The sequence below is a fragment of the Stutzerimonas sp. genome (genome assembly GCF_982611455.1).
Genome location: NZ_CEXBBO010000013.1, coordinates 92,488 through 111,587 on the forward strand (window position 1 = coordinate 92,488; position 19,100 = coordinate 111,587).

The window sequence follows — 19,100 nt, forward strand, 5'->3', positions numbered from 1 at the left end:
ATGCTGCAGCAGGGCGAGGCTGATCAGGCTCGGAACTATCCTACGCCAGGCAGGCAGGGTTGTCGGCTCGTGGGCGACACCGGTAGCCGGGTTAGCCGTAATGCGTTCAACACCACAAGCAGCGAGCTCGCCGACATACCCAGTGCTGCCCAGAGCGGCGTCACCCAACCAATGGCAGCGAACGGCAGAATCAGGCCGTTATAGAGGCTCGCCCAGGCAAGGTTTTCGATGATGATGCGACGGCTTCGGCGCGCCACGGTGAAGGCCTGTACAAGGCTGTCGAGGCGGTTGGAAAGCAGGACTGCATCGGCGCTGGTCTTGGCCAGGTCGGTCGCCGAGCCCATCGCCACGCTGATGTCTGCCGCAGCCAGGACCGGAACGTCATTCACGCCATCGCCGAGCATGAGTACGCGACGGCCTTCGGCTTGGAGTCGCTGCAGATGGGCGAGCTTGTCAGCCGGTGTCAACCCGCCGCGTGCTTCTTCGATGCCCAACTGTTGGGCTATGTCGCCGACCATCGGCGAGCTGTCACCGGACAGCAAAATCGTTTTCCAGCCTCGGTGCTTGCAGGCTTGTAACAGAGCAGGCGCGTCGTCGCGCAGGTGATCGTTCAATACCAACCACGCCAGCGGGCCCTGCGCGTCGCCAAGCAGCAACCACTGACCCTGGCTGCCCGGAATATCGGGGGCCGACCCTGCATAACCAGCGGCAACGAACGCTGGCTGACCGATACGCAACGAGCGCCCGGCGACCGAACCCTGGAGGCCCAGCCCCGGCACGCTGTCCACCGAATCGGCCGCTTGCGGCGCTCGACCGAAAGCCTTGGCAATCGGATGTTCGGAGCGGTTTTCCAATGCGGCGGCGAGCCCCAGGCAGGCGTCGGCATCCAACTCGCCCAATGGGCGAACCTCGCTCAAAGTAAGGCGACCTTCGGTAAGTGTGCCGGTCTTGTCGAAAATCACGGTATCGATGTGGTTGAGACCTTCCAGAACATGTCCGCGGGTGAGTAACAAGCCAATTTTGTGCAGCGTGCCGGTAGCTGTGGTCAGGGCTGTCGGGGTGGCCAGCGACAATGCGCATGGGCAGGTGGCGACGAGCAGGGCGAGGACGATCCAGAAAGCCCGTTGTGGATCGAGCTGCCACCAGACGATGCCGACAATAGCGGCGGTCAACAGCACGACCAATAGGAACCATTGGGCGACACGGTCGGCCAGCTCGGCGAGGCGCGGCTTGTCCGATTGGGCACGCTCCAGCAGACGCACAATGGCGGACAGCCGGGTGTCGTCGCCCAGCGCCTGGACCTCGACAGTCAACGCGCCCTCGACATTGAGGGTGCCAGCAGTGACTGCATCACCGGCGCTTCGGGGCTGCGGCAAATATTCGCCAGTGAGCACCGATTCGTCGATGCTGGATTGCCCGTTGACGATGCGACCATCAGCCGGGACCAGAGCGCCTGGCTGCACCAGTACCCGATCACCGACCTGTAGTTCTCTGAGCAGAATGCGCGAGGACTGACCATCGTCGGCGAGTTTCAGGCACGATGCTGGCAATAGATTGACCAACTGAGATGTCGCTGCGGCAGTACGTTCCCGCGCGCGGCGTTCCAGATAGCGCCCGGCAAGCAGAAACAGGGCAAACATGCCCACGGCATCGAAATACAGCTCGCCCTGGCCGGTCAGGGTAGACCAGATGCCGGCAAGATAGGCGCCGCCGATGGCAAGGGAGACCGAAACATCCATGGTCAGGTGGCGGGTACGCAGATCTCTCAAGGCGCCTTTAAAGAAATCTGTGCAGCAATAGAAGACGATAGGGGTGGTCAGCAGCAGGGCGGTCCAGCGCAGGATGCTGGCCATGCCGGCCGAGAGGTCGATATTGAACTCCGGCCAAGTCGCCATGGTTGCCATCATCACCTGCACCCAGAGCAGCCCGGTCACACCCAGCTGGCGCATGCTGCGGCGGTTTTCCTGTGCGAGCCGCTCTGCCGCCTGATCGGCCCGGTAGGGGTGGGCGGCATAACCGATGCGTCGAAGCTCGGCGAGCAGTTCGCTGAGCGGCAGCGTTGAATCGTTCCAGCGTACCCGTAGGCGATGGTTGGAGAGATTCAGGCTCGCCTCGGCAATACCGCCGACGCTGCGCAGGTGGCGCTCGATCAGCCAGCCGCAGGCGGCACAACTGATGCCCTCAATCATCAGCGAAGTGCTGGCGAGCTCGCCCTCGTGCTGCACAAAAGGTTGTTGCACATCCTTGCGGTCGTACAGTGCAAGCTCATCGGTCAACGCCTTAGGCAAGGCGTCGGGATTGATCGAGGCTTCGCTGCGATGCAGGTAATAACTTTCCAGGCCACCGTTGACGATCGCTTCCGCTACGGCCTGGCATCCCGGGCAGCACAGCGCCCGCGTCTCGTTGAGCACGCGGGCGTGATAGTCGCCGCCAGCAGGAACCGGCAGGCCGCAGTGATAGCAGAGCAGGGGGCTTGCCATCGGCTGGTCAGTAGCTCAGTTCGAGTGTCTGGCCGCTTGCGATATCCATTTCCTCGAACAGGCGCCAGTCCTGATCACCCTCACGACCGAGCAATTCGACGAAGCGTCGACCTGTTACCGGCTCCTGCATCTGTCCCTGATAGAACCCGTTACCCTGGGTCTGGAGGATGATGCGGCGGTCGCGCTCAGGTTGCGTCGGTGAAAGCAGATTGAGGACTATTTGCTGTGGGCGGCTGTTACCGTCCAGCTGCAGTTCGGCCAGCCCGCGTTCGTCGTTGAGCACCAGCTGCGCCTGTATCTGCAGGCGTTCGGCAAGTTTCTCGCGTTCCAGCGCTTGGTTGATGCCTTTGCCGGCATCGTAGTAGTTGTCCGAGACCAGTGTGTCGGCATTACGGATGGCGATGGTCAGCATCGAGGTGCCGAGGATCACCGACAGCAGCAGGATGCCGATGACAAACCAGGCCCAGAACTGGGTGTACCACCGGGTGTTTTCGTTGTCGGAAGTGCTCATGTACTACCTGTTCAGCGGATGCTCGGGCCGATGAAACGGCTCTCCGACTCATCTTTGATTGAAGGGTCGTCTGCCGATCTGATGTGGAAGACGATTTCGTTTGCGCTCGATGGCAGCTTTTCCGGCGCAACCGAGAGCTCCACCGGAACGGTGATCAGCTCACCGGCCGCGGCGTGGATCTCATTGCGACCTTCATATTGCAGGCCGTTCAGCCCAGTGGCTTCGATGACGAAGGTCTGCTCGTTCTGAGCCTTGTTCATCACTTTGAGTGTGTAAACGTTTTCGATTCTGCCTTGCTCGTTTTCGCGGTAGAGCACGCGATCCTTGAGCACGTCGAGCTTGACCAGCGAACGGTCGGTGACGGCATAGGCGAACACACCCATCATTGCCGTCAGCGCAATGGCGTAGCCGATCAGTCGTGGGCGAACCATGCGGGTCTTTTGTCCGGACAGGTTGTGCTCGGTGGTGTAGCTGATCAACCCGCGTGGGTAGTTCATCTTGTCCATGATGGTGTCGCAGGCGTCGATGCAGGCGGCGCAGCCAATGCACTCGACCTGTAGGCCATCACGGATGTCGATGCCGGTCGGGCAAACCTGGACGCACATGGTGCAATCGATGCAGTCACCGAGGCCCATGGCCTTGTAATCGGCCTCCTTCTTGCGAGGACCACGGCGCTCGCCGCGGCGCGGGTCGTAAGAGACGATCAGGGTGTCTTTGTCGAACATCACACTCTGGAAGCGAGCATAGGGGCACATGTAGATGCACACCTGCTCACGCAGATAACCGGCGTTGCCATAAGTGGCGAGCGTGAAGAAACCAATCCAGAACGTCGCCCAGCCCCCCACCTGTAAAGTGAAGAGGTCCGGTACCAAACCGCGAATCGGCGTGAAATAACCCACGAAGGTAATGGCGATTGCCAGCGAGACGGCCAGCCAGATGGCATGTTTGCCGAACTTGCGGGTGAGCTTGTTGGCGCTCATGGGCGCCTTGTCGAGCTTCATGCGCTGGTTGCGATCGCCTTCAGTGACTTTTTCCGCCCACATGAACACCCAGGTGAACACGCTCTGCGGGCAGGTATAGCCACACCAGACGCGACCGGCAAATACGGTAATGAAGAACAACCCGAATGCGCAAATGATTAGCAGCGCTGAAAGCAGAATAAAGTCTTGAGGCCAGAACGTGGCGCCGAAGATATAGAACTTGCGCTCGGGCAAGTCCCACCAGACGGCTTGTCGGCCGTTCCAGGTCAGCCATACGGTGCCGAAATAAAGCATGAACAGCAGCGCGCCGCCGACGAGTCGCAAATTGCGGAAAAGACCGGTGAACGAGCGGGTATAGATTTTTTCACGGGCAGCGTAGAGGTCTGTTGATGCGTTGACCTTGGCCGGGGGAGTTACATCATGGACGGGGATTTGCTCAGACATCGAATGCGTACCACGGCGGAGGGTGAGTGTCCCGGACGATGCTTGCCGACCGGGATCTTTTGCTTACCTGCTGCGAATGGTACGCCTCGATGGTCGATCTCAGGTGCGACCGTCGGTCGCGCCTGAGGACCGATCGGATCAGTTCTCCGACTTTTGCGAGAGGCTGTACACATAGGCGGCCAGCAGGTGCACCTTGTCATTGCCAAGGTGGTCTTGCTGAGCAGGCATACGACCATTACGACCATAGCGCAGGGTTTGCTGAATCTGTCCGAAACTCGAGCCGTAAAGCCAGACGTTGTCGGTCAGGTTCGGTGCACCCATGGCCTGGGTACCTTTGGCATCAGGACCATGACAGGCTACGCAGTTGGTAGCGAAGATCTTCCGACCTTGCTCGATGTCGGCGTTGATGCCCTCAGGGATATCGCGGCCAGACAGGCTACGAACATAACCGGCGACGTTACGGATGCCATCTTCGCCAATCACGTTAGCCCAGGCAGGCATGGCCGCCTGGCGCCCGCCCATGATGGTGGTCTTGATGGTTTCCGGCTCGCCGCCATATAACCAGTCGTGGTCCGTGAGGTTAGGGAAGCCATAGGCACCCTTGGCGTCGGAGCCATGGCAGACCGAGCAATTCGAAGCGAATAGACGTCCGCCCATCTTCAAGGCCTGAGGGTCCTGAGCGACTTGCTCGACTGGCATTGCCGCGAACTTGGCGTAGAGCGGGCCGTACTGCTCGTTCGCCTTGTCCATCTCGCGCTGCCATTCTTTAACCTGCGTCCAGCCGCCTTCATAGCCAGGCAGCACGCCTTTCCAATTACCCAGGCCCGGATAAAGGGCAAGGTAGCCGAGGGCGAAGATCACCGTGCCGACAAACAGCATGAACCACCACTTGGGCAGTGGGTTGTCATATTCCTCGATGCCATCATAGGAATGGCCGACGGTTTCTTCTGTACTGTCGCCACGCTGCCCCTTGCGGGTCGCAAGCAGCAGCCAGACCAGTGCCGCAATGGTGCCCAGGCTCAGCAGGGTGACGTACCAGCTCCAAAACGTGGTCATTTATTTCTTACTCCTGGAAGCTTCTTCTTCACGCTTCTTGGTGTCGGTCTCATCAGCGAAGGGCAGATTTGCGGCTTCGTCGAAGCTTTTCTTGCGTTTGCTGCTGTAGGCCCAGAGCACGAGGCCAATGAAGGCGACGAAGACCAAAATGGTGCCCAGGCCGCGAAGAGTCCCGATTTCCATCATGCGTTACCGTTTGTTCGTGAGGGAGGTGCCAAGGCTTTGCAGGAAGGCCACCAGAGCATCCATCTCGGTCTTGCCCTTCACGGCGTCTTTGGCTCCGGCAATGTCTTCATCGGTGTAGGGCACGCCTACGCTGCGAAGTGCTTCCAGCTTGGCGGCGGTATGTTTGCCGTCGAGCTTGTTTTCCACCAGCCAAGGGTAGGACGGCATCTTCGATTCGGGCACCACGTTGCGCGGGTTGTAGAGGTGCGCGCGGTGCCAGTCATCAGAGTAGCGACCGCCAACGCGGGCCAGATCCGGGCCGGTGCGCTTGGAGCCCCACAGGAATGGGTGGTCGTATACGCTCTCGCCAGCGACGGAGTAGTGACCATAACGCTCGGTCTCGGCACGGAAAGGGCGAACCATTTGCGAGTGGCAACCAACGCAGCCCTCACGGATATAGATATCGCGGCCTTCCTGCTGCAGGGCGGTGCGCGGCTCCATGCCTTCCACCGGCTCGTTGACGACGTCCTGGAAGAACAACGGGACGATCTGCGTCAAACCGCCAAGGCTGACAGCCAGGGTCATGAACAGGGCCAGCAGGCCAACGTTCTTTTCAAGTAACTCGTGACTTTTCATTGCTCGGCTCCTCAGACGATCTGCGCAGCGACTTCGTATTCAGCCGGCTTGGCGGCGCGCACGGTACGCCAGGTGTTGTAGGCCATCAGCAGCATGCCGGTGAGGAAGAACGCACCGCCCAACGCTCGAACGATGAAGCCTGGATGACTGGCTTCCAGCGCCTCGACGAAGGAGTAAGTGAGAGTGCCGTCTTCGTTGACCGCCCGCCACATCAGGCCTTGAGTGATACCGTTGACCCACATCGAGGCGATATAGAGCACTGTGCCGATGGTAGCCAGCCAGAAGTGGGCATTGATCAGCCCGATGCTATGCATCTGCTCGCGAGCGAAAACCTTCGGAATCAGGTGATACATGGAGCCGATGGTGATCATCGCTACCCAGCCGAGAGCGCCGGCGTGAACGTGGCCGATGGTCCAGTCGGTGTAGTGGGACAGTGCGTTGACGGTCTTGATCGCCATCATCGGACCTTCGAAGGTCGACATGCCGTAGAACGCCAGCGATACCACCAGAAAGCGCAGGATCGGGTCGGTGCGCAGCTTATGCCAGGCGCCCGAGAGCGTCATCATGCCGTTGATCATGCCGCCCCAGCTCGGTGCCAAGAGAATGATCGACATTGCCATGCCCAGGCTCTGAGCCCACTCTGGTAGCGCGGTGTAGTGCAGGTGGTGCGGGCCGGCCCAGATGTACAGCGTGACCAGTGCCCAGAAGTGCACGATGGACAGGCGATAGGAGTAGACCGGGCGCTCAGCCTGCTTCGGCACGAAGTAGTACATCATGCCCAGGAAGCCAGTGGTCAGGAAGAAGCCCACAGCATTATGGCCGTACCACCATTGCACCATGGCATCGGTGGCGCCGGAGTAGATCGAATAAGACTTGAACCAGGAAACAGGGATTTCCAGATTGTTGACGATGTGCAGCATCGCCGTCACCAGTATGAAGCCACCGTAGAACCAGTTACCTACGTAGATATGGCTTACCTTGCGCTTCACGATCGTGCCGAAGAATACGATCGCGTAGCTGATCCAGACGACCGCCAGCAGGATATCGATCGGCCATTCAAGCTCGGCGTATTCCTTGCTGCTGGTGAAGCCTTGCGGCAGGGTAAGGATCGCCAGGACGATCACCGCCTGCCAGCCCCAGAAGGTAAATGCGGCGAGACCGTCGGACATCAGTCGGGTCTGGCTGGTGCGCTGTACCACGTAGAAGGACGTGGCCATGAGGGCGCAGCCGCCGAACGCGAAGATCACCAGGTTGGTATGCAGCGGACGTAAACGACCGAAGCTTGCCCACGGTAGATCGAAGTTGAGTGCGGGCCACACCAGCTGCGAGGCGATAAGAACGCCCAGACCCATCCCAATGATTCCCCACACCACCGTCATGATGGCGAATTGGCGAACCACCTTATAGTTATATGCAGTCTCACTTATTGCTGTGCTCATGCAAGGCTTCCACGCTAAATGGCATTTCAGAGGGGCAAAAACGGCGGCAAGTATGGAGAAAGGAGGGGGGCAATGCAAACGAGGCCCAGGCCATCTCGTGCCGTTCGGACCCTGATCCCAAGCGTTTTCCATGCCTTTTGCAGGGTCGTTTTTCACATCATGCCGATGTGCTGAATCGAGAGCTTCGCCTTGTAGTTCTGCATAGTCCGGCGAATGGAGAAGAATATAGGAGCAGGCGGGCCCAAGGGCAAAGCGAGGATGGACTGGACGGCCTGCGACAGAGCGTCGCACTGCGGCTTTTTGGGGCGGCCCTGGTCGAAAAACAAAGCAGGTATCGTTGTCCTCCCACGGAAGTTCTACTGCTTGGTCGGTTGCTTCGGCTTTTGCGGGAGGCCGTAAGCGTAGGCATAGCAGGCGCATCCTCTATTGATGCTGCGGCGTGTTGCGGCTCGCCTGATTTCCACCATGATGGCCATTTATAGCCATTGCGATGTGTTCATACGCATTGCTCGATAGATATAGAGAAAAGCATGGGGACGTACAGATGACCGATATGCAGCGCGATCAATACACGCCGGGAGACGACGTCCCGCTCGTCATGGTCGATTCCCCGCGCGACGAAGCCTGCGCGAGCCTGATCCTCGCGCACGGCGCAGGGGCGCCGATGGACAGCCCCTTCATGGCGCAGATGACCGAGCGCCTCGTCGCGCGAGGAATCGCGGTGTTCCGTTTCGAATTCGCCTACATGGCCGAGCGGCGCCACAACGGGCGCAAACGTCCACCGAGCCCTCAGGCTCTATTGCTACAACAATGGCGGAACGTCTATGACTACGTGCGGCAGCAAACTGCAGGCCGGCTGGCGATCGGTGGCAAATCGATGGGCGGACGGATGGCCAGCCTCCTGGCCGATGAGCTGGAGGTTGATGCGCTGGTGTGTCTGGGTTATCCCTTTTACGCCGCGGGAAAGCCGGAGAAGCCGCGCGTAGCGCATCTTGCCGGGCTGCGCACGCCGACTCTGATCGTTCAGGGTGAGCGCGACGGGCTGGGCGACCGGAATACGGTCGCCGGATACTCGCTGTCGCCGACGATTCGCATCAGCTGGCTGGCAGCCGCCGACCATGATCTCAAGCCGCTGAAGCGATCAGGACTGACTCACGATCAGCATCTCGATAACGCCGCGAACGCAGTCGCGGCGTTCCTCAGTAGCCAACCACTCAGCGGTTGAAACGCTCCACCAGGGAATATTGCGTCTGAGCGGTTGCGGCCAGTTCCTCGGAAAGCAACGTCAAGCTTTGTGCGTCACCCGAGGTCTGATCGGCGAGGCGGGCGATATTGCTGACGTTGTGGCTGATTTCCTCGGCGACCGCACTCTGCTGTTCGGTCGCCGAAGCGATCTGCGAGGTCATGTCGATGATGCGTTCCACCGCCGTGTTAATACCGGTGAGCGCCTTGTCCGCGTCGATCACCCGCTCCACACCGCGGCTCGCCTGTGTGCGGCCCTGCTCGGTGGTTTCAACGGCCTGACGTGCCTGTACCTGAAGCTTTTCGATCAGTTGATGGATCTGCCCGGTGGCGGTAGCGGTGCGCTGGGCCAGTTGGCGAACCTCGTCGGCGACCACCGCGAAGCCACGACCGCTTTCCCCGGCGCGGGCCGCCTCGATGGCCGCGTTGAGTGCGAGCAAGTTGGTCTGGTCGGCAATGCTTTTGATCACATCGACGACGGTGCCGATTTCGTCGCTGTTCTGCGCCAGCGCTGAAACCGCATCGCCTGTCTCGGTCACTGCGCTGGCCAGCAACTCAATGGCCTTGCGGGTTTGTGCGCTGATTTCTCGACCCTCGGCGGCGAGCCGGCTGGCCTCTTCAGTGGCGCCTGCCGCCAGGGCAACGTTGCCGGCAACCTCCTGAGTCGTTGCGGCCATCTGATTGATAGCCGTAGCGACCTGTTCGGTTTCGTGATGCTGACGACCCAGGCCATCGGAGCAGCTGTGCGCCAGGCCATCCGCGCGTTTGGCTTGCTGCTGAAGCTGCTCGGCGCTGTCCTGAAGGCGGGTCAGACAGGTCTTCAGTCGTGTATGTTCGCTGAGCATTGCCATTTCCAGCCGGGCTTCGGTGCCCTGGGTATCGGTGTACATCTGCGCGATCAGTGGATCGCTGGTGGATTGCTCGGTCAGGCGCAACAGCCGGTTCATCCCACGCATCTGCCAATGACGCCCGGCCAGCCCGAGCGGTACGGACAGCAGGGCAGCAAGGGCAAAGCCCAAAGTATGGTCAAGCCACGCTCCAATCATGAAGCCAATCTGGCTGATGACGACGAAAGGCAGCCAGCTGACTGCGACGGGCAGCCACTTGTCGCGCTGTGGCACGCCGTTCTTGCCCGCGTTGAGTCGCGCATAAAGTGCCTCCGCCCGCTGCACCTGTTCGCGTGTGGGCTTGGTGCGAACCGACTCGTAACCGATGATCTTGTGCTGCATATCGAGCACAGGCGTCATGTAGGCGTTGACCCAGTAATGGTCGCCATTCTTGCGTCGATTCTTGACGATGCCCATCCAGGGTTTGCCGTCCTTGAGTGCCGCCCACATGTGGGCGAACACGGCGGCCGGCACGTCCGGGTGACGTATCAGGTTATGCGGCGAGCCGATCAATTCGCCGCGCTCGAAGCCGCTGACTTCCACGAATATATCGTTGCAGTAGCTAATCTGGCCTTTGAGGTCTGTGGTGGAAATCAGCCGCTGCTGCTCTGGGAATGCATATTCACGCTGAGTGATGGGCTGGTTGTTTCGCATGGGAGTACGCCTGGCAGTTCGAGATGATTTGGTTTGTCTTGGGGCGGTCGGAGACGGCACGCCATGCCTTTAACGGCAGCAAAACCAATCTGTTGAGCGTTGATCGACAAATCATTCGCACAAATTAAAACGCCCGCTGCAGCAGTGCTGCCAGCGGGCGTGAATGGTGCAGAGGTGCCAAATGCTTAAGCTGCGATCAACTGCCTCAAGACATAATGCAGAATGCCGCCGGCCTTGAAGTACTGAACTTCATTGAGCGTGTCGATACGGCAGAGCACCTGGAAATTGTCTCGTGAGCCGTCCTCGCGCTCCACATCCACGGTCAGCAGCTGACGTGGCTTGATGTCGGCACTGAGACCCCGGATGGAGAGCGTCTCGTTACCGGTCAGGTTTAGTGATTTGCGCGTTTGATCACCGACGAACTGCAGCGCCAGCACGCCCATGCCGATCAGGTTGGAGCGGTGGATGCGCTCGAAGCTTTCGGCGATCACAGCTTTTACCCCGAGCAGGTTGGTGCCCTTGGCCGCCCAGTCGCGGCTGGAGCCGGTGCCGTATTCCTTGCCAGCGATCACCACCAGCGGCACGCCTTCGGTCTGGTAGCGCATCGCCGCATCGTAAATCGACATACGCTCGGCGCTCGGCTGATGGAGCGTATTGCCGCCTTCTTCGCCGCCAAGCATCTCGTTCTTGATGCGGATGTTGGCGAAAGTGCCGCGCATCATCACTTCGTGGTTACCTCGGCGCGAACCGTAGGAATTAAAGTCTTCCGGTTTCACACCCAGTTGTTGCAGGTACAGACCTGCCGGCGAACTCGCCTTGATGTTGCCGGCTGGCGAAATGTGGTCGGTGGTGATGGAGTCGCCAAACAGAGCGAGAATGCGCGCATTCTCGACATTCGTCGGCGGCACCAGCGGCTGAGCGATGTCCTCGAAGAACGGCGGATTCTGTACGTAGCTGGAATTGCTGTTCCATTTGTAAGTATCGCCAGCGGTCACCGCGATGGACTGCCAATGCTCATCGCCGCTAAAGACATCCGCATAGCGCGTACGGAACATTTGTCCATCGATCTTGCTGACCGCTTCGTTCACCTCGGCGCTGGTCGGCCAGATGTCCTTGAGATAGACCGGCTGGTTCTGCTCGTCGTAACCCAGCGGGTCCTTGTCCATGTTGATCCGGGTTGTGCCGGCAAGCGCGAAGGCCACCACCAGCGGCGGCGAAGCCAACCAGTTGGCCTTCACCAGCGGATGCACGCGACCCTCGAAGTTGCGGTTGCCGGAGAGCACCGAGGACACGACCAGATCGTTGTCGGTGACCGCCTGGCCAATGGCCTCGGGCAACGGCCCGGAGTTACCGATGCACGTGGTGCAGCCATAGCCAACGAGATTGAAACCGAGCTGATCCAGATAAGTGGTCAGCCCGGCGCGCTCTAGATAATCGGTGACCACCTTGGAGCCAGGTGCGAGGGAGGATTTCACCCAGGGCGCACGCTTCAATCCGCGCTCGAGCGCCTTCTTCGCCACCAGCCCGGCGGCCATTAGCACGTTGGGGTTGGAGGTGTTGGTGCAGGAGGTAATTGCCGCGATGACGACTGCGCCATGCTTGAGACCGAAATCTTCTCCGGCGATCGGGACCGAGCTGTTGGCCTGCTGGGTCTTGCCGCTGGTTTCCAGTAGAAGATCGAAGGCGGCACCGATATCGCCCAGCGAAACCCTGTCCTGCGGGCGCTTGGGCCCGGCGAGGGAGGGCTGCACCTGACTGAGGTCGAGCTCCAGCGTGGCGGTGAATACTGGGTCCGGCGAACTGCTGTCGCGCCACATGCCTTGGGCCTTGCTGTAGGCCTCCACCAGTGCGATGCGGTCCTCGTCGCGCCCGGTCAGGCGCAGATAATCGATCGTGACTTGATCCACCGGGAAAAAACCGCAAGTGGCGCCGTATTCGGGTGCCATGTTGCCGATGGTCGCGCGGTCGGCGAGGGGAAGATTGTCGAGGCCGGGGCCGAAGAATTCGACGAATTTGCCGACCACACCATGCTTGCGCAATATCTGCGTAACGGTGAGCACCAGATCGGTAGCGGTAACGCCTTCGTTGAGTTTGCCGATCAGGCGCATGCCGACCACTTCAGGAATCAGCATCGACACCGGCTGGCCGAGCATGGCCGCCTCCGCCTCGATACCACCCACGCCCCAACCCAGCACGCCGAGGCCGTTGATCATGGTGGTATGCGAATCGGTGCCGACCAGGGTGTCCGGGTAGGCGATGGTTTCGCCGCCTTCCTCTTTGGTCCACACCACTTGGCCCAGGTATTCGAGGTTGACCTGGTGGCAGATGCCAGTGCCCGGCGGCACCACGCGGAAATTGTCGAAGGCCTGCTGACCCCAGCGCAGAAACTCGTAGCGTTCGCCGTTGCGTTGCATTTCGATGTCGACGTTCTGCTCGAATGCCTTGTCGCTGCCGAAGCGGTCGACCATCACCGAGTGATCGATCACCAGGTCCACCGGCGACAGTGGATTGATGCGCTGAGGATCACCACCGGCTCGGGACACGGCATCGCGCATGGCCGTCAGGTCGACGACTGCGGGGACGCCGGTGAAGTCTTGCATCAGTACTCGCGCGGGGCGGTACTGAATTTCGCGCTCGGAGGTGTGAGTCTTCAGCCACACCGCCAGCGAGGTGAAGTCATCGGCACGCACCGTGACGTCATCCTCCCAGCGCAGCAGATTTTCCAACAGCACTTTGAGCGAGGTCGGCAAGCGGCTGATGTCGCCCAGCTGTTTCGCGGCTTCGGGAAGGCTGTAGTACTGATAGGTTTTGCCGTTCACATCGAGGCTTCGACGGCAGTTCAGGCTGTCCAGGGATGGCATTCGTCTCTCCTTGTGCCCGCACGGTCGGGCTGACTGGAATAGGGAGCGTTATGTTGAAACTAGCCCCAGGCGAAGTGTTTCGCCACGAAAGTGGTCATCGATGTCGGCGGTAATGGAATCCTCGCCTTGGCATTTTTTGCAGACGCCTGATGGCTACCCATCAGGGCCCCGATGATCCAGCTAACTGTTCACTGGACCGGGGCAGCGCGCCTGGGGTTCCCCACTCGGCTATGATGTGCGGCTTTGGTCGCAGAGCGCTTGCGCGCCAATGCGCCTTTGCGACGACTACAGGGTTCGTACCATGAAAACATTGTTGCTGCATTGCCGGCCGGGCTTTGAGAGCGAAGTCTGCGCCGAGATCAGCGATCACGCTGCCCGCCTTGATGTGGCCGGCTACGCCAAGGCGAAACCGGACAGCGCCTGCGCCGAGTTCATCTGCAGCGAGGAGGAGGGTGCGGAGCGGTTGATGCGCGGTACACGCTTCGCCCGGCTGATCTTTCCCCGACAATGGGCCCGTGGCGGCTACCTAGCCTTACCTGAAACCGATCGAATCGGTGTGCTGCTCGAACATCTCAGGACGTATCCGGTGTGCGGCAGCCTCTGGCTGGAAGTGCTGGACACTAACGATGGCAAAGAGCTGTCGACCTTTTGCCGCAAGTTCGAGGCGCCGTTGCGCAAGGCGCTGACGAAGGCGGGCCGATTGAACGAGGGCGGTAACGGTCCGCGCCTGCTACTGACCATCAAAAGTGGTCGCGAGGTGTTTCTTGGCCTCGCCGAGCCAGACAACAGCGCCATGTGGCCGATGGGTATTCCGCGGCTGAAATTCCCGCGGCAGGCGCCGAGCCGGTCGACGCTGAAACTGGAAGAGGCCTGGCACCACTTCATTCCACGCGATAAGTGGGATGAGCGACTGGCGGCGGGCATGACCGCGGTGGACCTTGGCGCCTCGCCGGGTGGTTGGACCTGGCAGCTGGTCAATCGGGACATTGAGGTAATGGCGGTCGACAACGGGCCGATGAACGAGGCGCTGCTCGAGTCGGGGCTGGTTGGGCATTATCGTGCGGACGGTTTTGCCTTCCGCCCGAAGCGACCGGTGGATTGGATGGTTTGCGACATCGTCGAAAAACCGGCAAAAAATGCCGCTTTGCTGGAAACCTGGATTGGCGAAGGTCTATGCCGAGAAGCGGTGGTCAACCTGAAACTGCCAATGAAGCAACGCTACGCCGAAGTGAAACGTTTGCTGGAACGCATCGCCGATGGGCTTGCCGAACGAGGAGTGAAGGCCAGCATCGGCTGCAAGCAGCTTTACCATGACCGCGAGGAAGTGACCTGCCATTTGCGTCGGCTGTGACGCTTGGCCTGGTGACCGCACGATAAGTCTGGCGACAATGCCGACCTGTTTTAGCAGGCCGTTGAAAAACTACCTGCATTGGCAATACTGCGTTAAAAACAGCCTCGGTTGCGAGCCCAGTCAGAATGCTCATTTAGAACACCTAAACTCCGCTTCTTCGGCTGTTTTGATTCGCTGCGCTCACCCTTCGGGCCAGCCTGCGGCTGTTACTCTCGCTGGTCGTTGCGCCTTGTCTTGCCTGCCTCGCCTACGTTTTTTCAACGACCTTTTATGGAGCCTGTGATGTCTCATTCTGCTGAACTGTTCGCCGACGCGGTGCTCGATGCCAGCGGTCTCAACTGCCCTGAGCCGGTGATGATGCTGCACAACAAGGTCCGCGGCCTTGAGGGGGGCGAGTTGCTAAAGGTGATCGCCACCGACCCGTCCACCCAACGCGATATTCCCAAATTCTGCGTCTTCCTCGGTCATGAACTGGTCGAACAGCAAGCCGAAGAAGGCACCTATTTCTATTGGATTCGCAAGAAGACCGACTGATGCCTTCGCTCGGGCCTTAAATCGGTTCGTAGGATGGGTCTGTAATCCATCGAATCATATGCATGGCGGCAGAAACGCCAGCTGAAGTCCGACGAATATCGTGGACAGCGCCGCAATGAAGTGGATGCCCGAGGAAATCTTGGTGACGAAGATTTGGCGCTCGTTGAGATCATGCGGCGGACGCGAGAGTTTCCAGGAACGGCGACCCAGCCATAGCAACAGGGCGATTACCATCAGAGTGAACACGCCGAAACTGGCGTTCAGCCAGTTGAAAATACCCTGATTGGGATCGGGTGGTGCGATAGAGCAGATCACTGCATGCGAGCCGTACATGCTGGCGAACCAGAGGCTCCAGATGGTCAGCCCGAACGGAATCTGCACGGGATGAAAGATCGAGGTGCGGCGATGCTTCATCAGGCGGCTCCCCAGGCGGTCGGGAACAGAATGATTGCAGCGTAGGCGCTCCAGACCACGCCGAGGTTGTAATACCAGAGCTGCTCGACCACCACGGTTTCGTAGGGCGCCTTGTCGCCGACATAGCCGTAGATCACCCGCATCGCCTGCAGCACGGTAAGAATCATCGCCAGTGCGCAATGAATCAGGCTGTAGGCCAGCATCACGAAGATCACCGCATCATGTGCGGTTTCGGTTATCTGCAGATTGGCCCCGAGCAGCACCCACAATAGCGTGGCGCATTGCACCAGGCCGATAGCTGCCACGGCGCAGAGATTGCCCAGCAACCGATCACTGTTACCACGGCGCAATCGCGCCGGCACCACGCGCATCCACAACGTCCCGATGGTCAGCAGAACGGCACTGGCGAGCATCAGCCAACCGTTAAGGTCCGACCGCTCCGGCACCTGCCAGTCCGGCGACACCGTCCATAGATAGAACCAGCCGAACAGCAGCGAGAGATAAAGAGTGCCGTTGGCCAGCAGCGTTACGCCCATGCCCCACAAGCCGGGGCCGTCGAAGGTGCGCGAATGCAGCGGCGGCTCGCCGGGCTGGGTATGCGCGTCCGGTGCGGCGACCGGATGTGCGCCGTTTTCCCAGGACCAGCGGAACAACACGATCAGCGCTGCGATGGTTGCGATGAGGGCCATCCAGTAAAACTTATTCAACAGGCTCAGGCAGAGCACGGCGAGAAACACCGAGGCCACGAATGGCAACCAGCTGTTGCCGGGCAGGTGAATGATTTCGCGCACCTTGCCTGTCAACGGGTCCGAGCCCCAGGTTTCCCGCCGACCGTGATCGATGGTCGTCAGCGCATGTTCGCCGCGGGCGATGCTCTCCGGCAGATCCGGATCCTTCCACAGCGGGTGGCGGTCGGTGATTTCCGGCAGGCTGACAAAATTGTACGGGCTCGGTGGCAAGCAGGTGGCCCATTCCAGCGTATCGGCGTTCCAGGGGTTCGTCTTCGCCGGCTGGCCGAAGCGGAAGTGCAACACGATGTCCAGCAGGATGGTGGCAATGCCGATCGCCATGATGAAACTACCGATCGACGAGACCAGATTAGGCATGTCCCAGCCCAGGCCCGTATCGTAGGTATAGACCCGGCGCGGCATGCCGATCAGACCGGTCCAATGCATGATTAGAAAGGTCATGTTGAAACCGATGAACACCAGCCAGAAGCCCCAGCGGCCGAGCCGTACCGAGGGCATACGTCCTGAAAAGTGCGGCAGCCAGTAATACAGCCCGGCCATCAACGGGAAGAACATGCCGCCGACCAGCACGTAATGCATATGTGCGACGACGAAGTGAGTGTCGTGCACCTGCCAATCGAAGGGCACCAGGGCAACCATCACGCCGGTCAGCCCGCCGCAGACGAAGACGATCAGGAAGCCCACCAGCCATAACATCGGCACGTGATACACCGGCTTGCCCAGCCAGAGCGTCGCGATCCAGGCGAATATCTGCACGCCCGTAGGGATAGCGACCAGCATGCTCGCCGCCGAGAAGAAGCCCAGGGCCAGCGCGGGAATACCCACGGTGAACATGTGGTGGACCCATAGTCCGAAGCTCAGGAAGCCGGTCGTCAGCACGCCGAGTACCACCCAGCGATAACCCACCAGGGGGCGCTGACAGAACACCGGCAACAGCGTCGAAACGATGCCGGCGCCCGGTAGGAAAATGATGTACACCTCAGGATGGCCAAACAGCCAGAACAGATGCTGCCAAAGCACCGGGTCGCCGCCCTTTGCGGTGTCGAAGAACGGCAGCCCGGCCGCGCGCTCAAGCTCCAGCAAAATGCTGCCGAGGATCAATGGCGGGAAACCGAAAACGATCATCAGCGCCATGACCAGGATGTACCAGGCGTAGAGCGGCATCTTGTGCAGCGCCATGCCGTCGGTTCGCGTACGCAAGATCGATACCACCAGCTCGACCCCGGCGCTCACCGCTGAGATCTCGACGAAGGTGATGCCCAGCAGCCAGAAATCGGAGTTGACCCCAGGCATGTGCGACGAGCTCGACAGCGGCGTATACATAAACCAGCCGGCCTTGGGCGCCACGCCGAGAAACACGCTGGACAGCAGAATGATGCCGCCGAAGAGGTAGCAGTAATAGCCGAGCGCAGACAGCCTCGGGAAGATTAGATCCCGTGCACCGAGCATCTTCGGGATGAGGTAGACCGCCAGTCCTTCCATCATTGGCACGGCGAACAAAAACATCATCACCGAGCCATGCATGGTGAATACCTGGTTGTAGACGTCCGGCTCCATCAATACGTAGCCGGGCAGGGCGAGCTGGGTGCGGATCAGCATCGCCATCAGGCCGCCGATCAGGAAGAACACCCCGCCTGTGATCAGAAAACGCAGGCCTATGCTGGTGTGGTTGACGATGGTCAGCGCGCGCCAGCCGCGCGGATTGCCCCAGACCTCGTTGAACTGGTCGTGCAGCTGATCCGGGTCCGTAGAGGGCGCGCTGCTTTTGTCGAAATAAGTCATGGCGCGAGCGTCTCCAGCCAATCGGCGATCTGGTCAAGGGTTTCAGGCGGAACGTCGTCGTGGGCAGGCATGCCATTGCCGAACTTGAGCGTCTTGTGCTCGCGCAGCCAGCGGCGGAGACCTTCTTCGTCATTGTCGATCACGCCCGCGCCTAGGCTTGGCCGGGTTGCCAGGTCGGTGAGGTCCGGTGCGCGATTGCCCTCGGTAATCCCTGCGACGCGATGGCATTGGCCGCAGCGGTCCTGAAACACCTGACCTGCCTCGCCGGGCGCGCGCTGCGTAAAGTTGAGGTTTTCTCTCGCGGCAATCCATTCGCCAAAACCACCTTCGTCCAGCGCTTCTACATGCAACTTCATGTGCGCATGCTGCAGGCCGCAGAACTCGGAGCACTGCCCGTGGAATATTCCGGTATGCCCTGCTTCGATACGAATGATGTTGGTCCGCCCGGGCAGCATGTCCATCTTGCCGCCGAGCCGTGGGACCCAGAACGAGTGAATGACATCGGCACTGGTGACATGCACGTCCACAAGGCGGCCGGCCGGGATGATCAGCTGGTTGGCTGTGGTGACACCGCTGTCGGGGTAATGCACCTCCCACCACCACTGATGGCCGGTGACCTCGACCTTCAGCGGCTGCTCGCCCTCCACTGGCAACGGAATCATGCTGCGTCCGGTCGGGATGCCAAATATCAGCAGCACGATAATGCTTACGCTTGGCAACACGATGCCGCCGCCTATGACCCAGCGCCGATTGAGTCGTATTGCTTGTTCATCAGTGGTCTTGCGCGGTTTGCGTGCCAGCGCATAGATCCATAACGCACTCACAACCACCAACACGAGCGTGGCGAAGGCGAACATCCCCCACCAGACATTCGACACCTGCCGCGCCATCGGGCTGGCCGGGTTGAGGGCGGAC

At 60.2% G+C, this 19,100-nt stretch carries 15 protein-coding genes; 3 read left to right on the forward strand and 12 right to left on the reverse strand.

All coding sequences use genetic code 11. From position 1 onward, the window contains the following. Positions 1 to 35: 35 nt before the first annotated feature. The 7 genes from AC2LD7_RS10295 to ccoN all read right to left on the reverse strand — a co-directional run bounded on the left by AC2LD7_RS10295 (position 36) and on the right by ccoN (position 7,711). The gene (locus tag AC2LD7_RS10295; RefSeq protein WP_484597641.1) at positions 36 to 2,480 is read right to left on the reverse strand and encodes a heavy metal translocating P-type ATPase; all 2,445 of its coding nucleotides are present in this window, start codon (positions 2,478 to 2,480) and stop codon (positions 36 to 38) included. A gap of 7 nt (positions 2,481 to 2,487) precedes the next feature. Further along, positions 2,488 to 2,991, reverse strand: coding sequence for a FixH family protein (locus AC2LD7_RS10300; protein WP_484597642.1), 504 nt, complete (start codon positions 2,989 to 2,991; stop codon positions 2,488 to 2,490). 11 nt (positions 2,992 to 3,002) lie between these two features. Further along, positions 3,003 to 4,415, reverse strand: a complete 1,413-nt coding sequence (gene ccoG, locus AC2LD7_RS10305; protein WP_484597643.1) for a cytochrome c oxidase accessory protein CcoG — start codon at positions 4,413 to 4,415, stop codon at positions 3,003 to 3,005. 138 nt (positions 4,416 to 4,553) lie between these two features. Then, on the reverse strand, positions 4,554 to 5,471 hold the full coding sequence (gene ccoP / locus AC2LD7_RS10310) for a cytochrome-c oxidase, cbb3-type subunit III (protein ID WP_484597644.1): 918 nt from the start codon (positions 5,469 to 5,471) through the stop codon (positions 4,554 to 4,556). Then, complete coding sequence (locus AC2LD7_RS10315) at positions 5,472 to 5,654, reverse strand: cbb3-type cytochrome oxidase subunit 3 (protein WP_255976578.1); 183 nt, start codon at positions 5,652 to 5,654, stop codon at positions 5,472 to 5,474. It abuts the gene before it with no gap. Positions 5,655 to 5,660: 6 nt separating this feature from the next. Then, the gene (gene ccoO, locus AC2LD7_RS10320; protein WP_484597645.1) at positions 5,661 to 6,272 is read right to left on the reverse strand and encodes a cytochrome-c oxidase, cbb3-type subunit II; all 612 of its coding nucleotides are present in this window, start codon (positions 6,270 to 6,272) and stop codon (positions 5,661 to 5,663) included. An 11-nt stretch (positions 6,273 to 6,283) separates the two neighbouring features. Then, on the reverse strand, positions 6,284 to 7,711 hold the full coding sequence (gene ccoN, locus AC2LD7_RS10325) for a cytochrome-c oxidase, cbb3-type subunit I (protein WP_484597646.1): 1,428 nt from the start codon (positions 7,709 to 7,711) through the stop codon (positions 6,284 to 6,286). Positions 7,712 to 8,309: 598 nt separating this feature from the next. Between ccoN and AC2LD7_RS10330 the strand changes: the two genes are divergently transcribed. Then, positions 8,310 to 8,936, forward strand: a complete 627-nt coding sequence (locus tag AC2LD7_RS10330; protein ID WP_484597661.1) for an alpha/beta family hydrolase — start codon at positions 8,310 to 8,312, stop codon at positions 8,934 to 8,936. Here the strand turns inward: AC2LD7_RS10330 and AC2LD7_RS10335 are convergent. Then, the gene (locus AC2LD7_RS10335) at positions 8,926 to 10,494 is read right to left on the reverse strand and encodes a methyl-accepting chemotaxis protein (protein WP_484597647.1); all 1,569 of its coding nucleotides are present in this window, start codon (positions 10,492 to 10,494) and stop codon (positions 8,926 to 8,928) included. The two genes, AC2LD7_RS10330 and AC2LD7_RS10335, sit on opposite strands and share 11 nt — an antisense overlap. Before the next feature lie 185 nt (positions 10,495 to 10,679). Then, positions 10,680 to 13,355: an aconitate hydratase AcnA gene (acnA, locus tag AC2LD7_RS10340; protein ID WP_484597648.1), complete on the reverse strand. Its 2,676-nt coding sequence runs from the start codon at positions 13,353 to 13,355 to the stop codon at positions 10,680 to 10,682. A gap of 301 nt (positions 13,356 to 13,656) precedes the next feature. Between acnA and rlmM the strand changes: the two genes are divergently transcribed. Continuing rightward, complete coding sequence (gene rlmM / locus AC2LD7_RS10345; protein ID WP_484597649.1) at positions 13,657 to 14,706, forward strand: 23S rRNA (cytidine(2498)-2'-O)-methyltransferase RlmM; 1,050 nt, start codon at positions 13,657 to 13,659, stop codon at positions 14,704 to 14,706. A 282-nt stretch (positions 14,707 to 14,988) separates the two neighbouring features. Continuing rightward, positions 14,989 to 15,240, forward strand: coding sequence for a sulfurtransferase TusA (gene tusA, locus AC2LD7_RS10350; RefSeq protein ID WP_484597650.1), 252 nt, complete (start codon positions 14,989 to 14,991; stop codon positions 15,238 to 15,240). A 54-nt stretch (positions 15,241 to 15,294) separates the two neighbouring features. On the opposite strand, the gene AC2LD7_RS10355 is transcribed toward tusA, so the two are convergent. From AC2LD7_RS10355 to coxB, 3 genes are read right to left on the reverse strand one after another with little or no spacing between them, the layout of a single operon-like run. Beyond that, positions 15,295 to 15,654: a hypothetical protein gene (locus AC2LD7_RS10355; protein WP_484597651.1), complete on the reverse strand. Its 360-nt coding sequence runs from the start codon at positions 15,652 to 15,654 to the stop codon at positions 15,295 to 15,297. After that, entirely contained in the window at positions 15,654 to 18,185 is a 2,532-nt protein-coding gene (gene ctaD, locus AC2LD7_RS10360) for a cytochrome c oxidase subunit I (RefSeq protein WP_484597652.1), read from the reverse strand. The genes AC2LD7_RS10355 and ctaD overlap by 1 nt, the downstream gene beginning before the upstream one ends. Continuing rightward, positions 18,182 to 19,075 (reverse strand): cytochrome c oxidase subunit II, encoded by an 894-nt coding sequence (gene coxB / locus AC2LD7_RS10365; RefSeq protein ID WP_484597662.1) that lies wholly within the window; start codon positions 19,073 to 19,075, stop codon positions 18,182 to 18,184. The genes ctaD and coxB overlap by 4 nt, the downstream gene beginning before the upstream one ends. Positions 19,076 to 19,100: the final 25 nt, after the last annotated feature.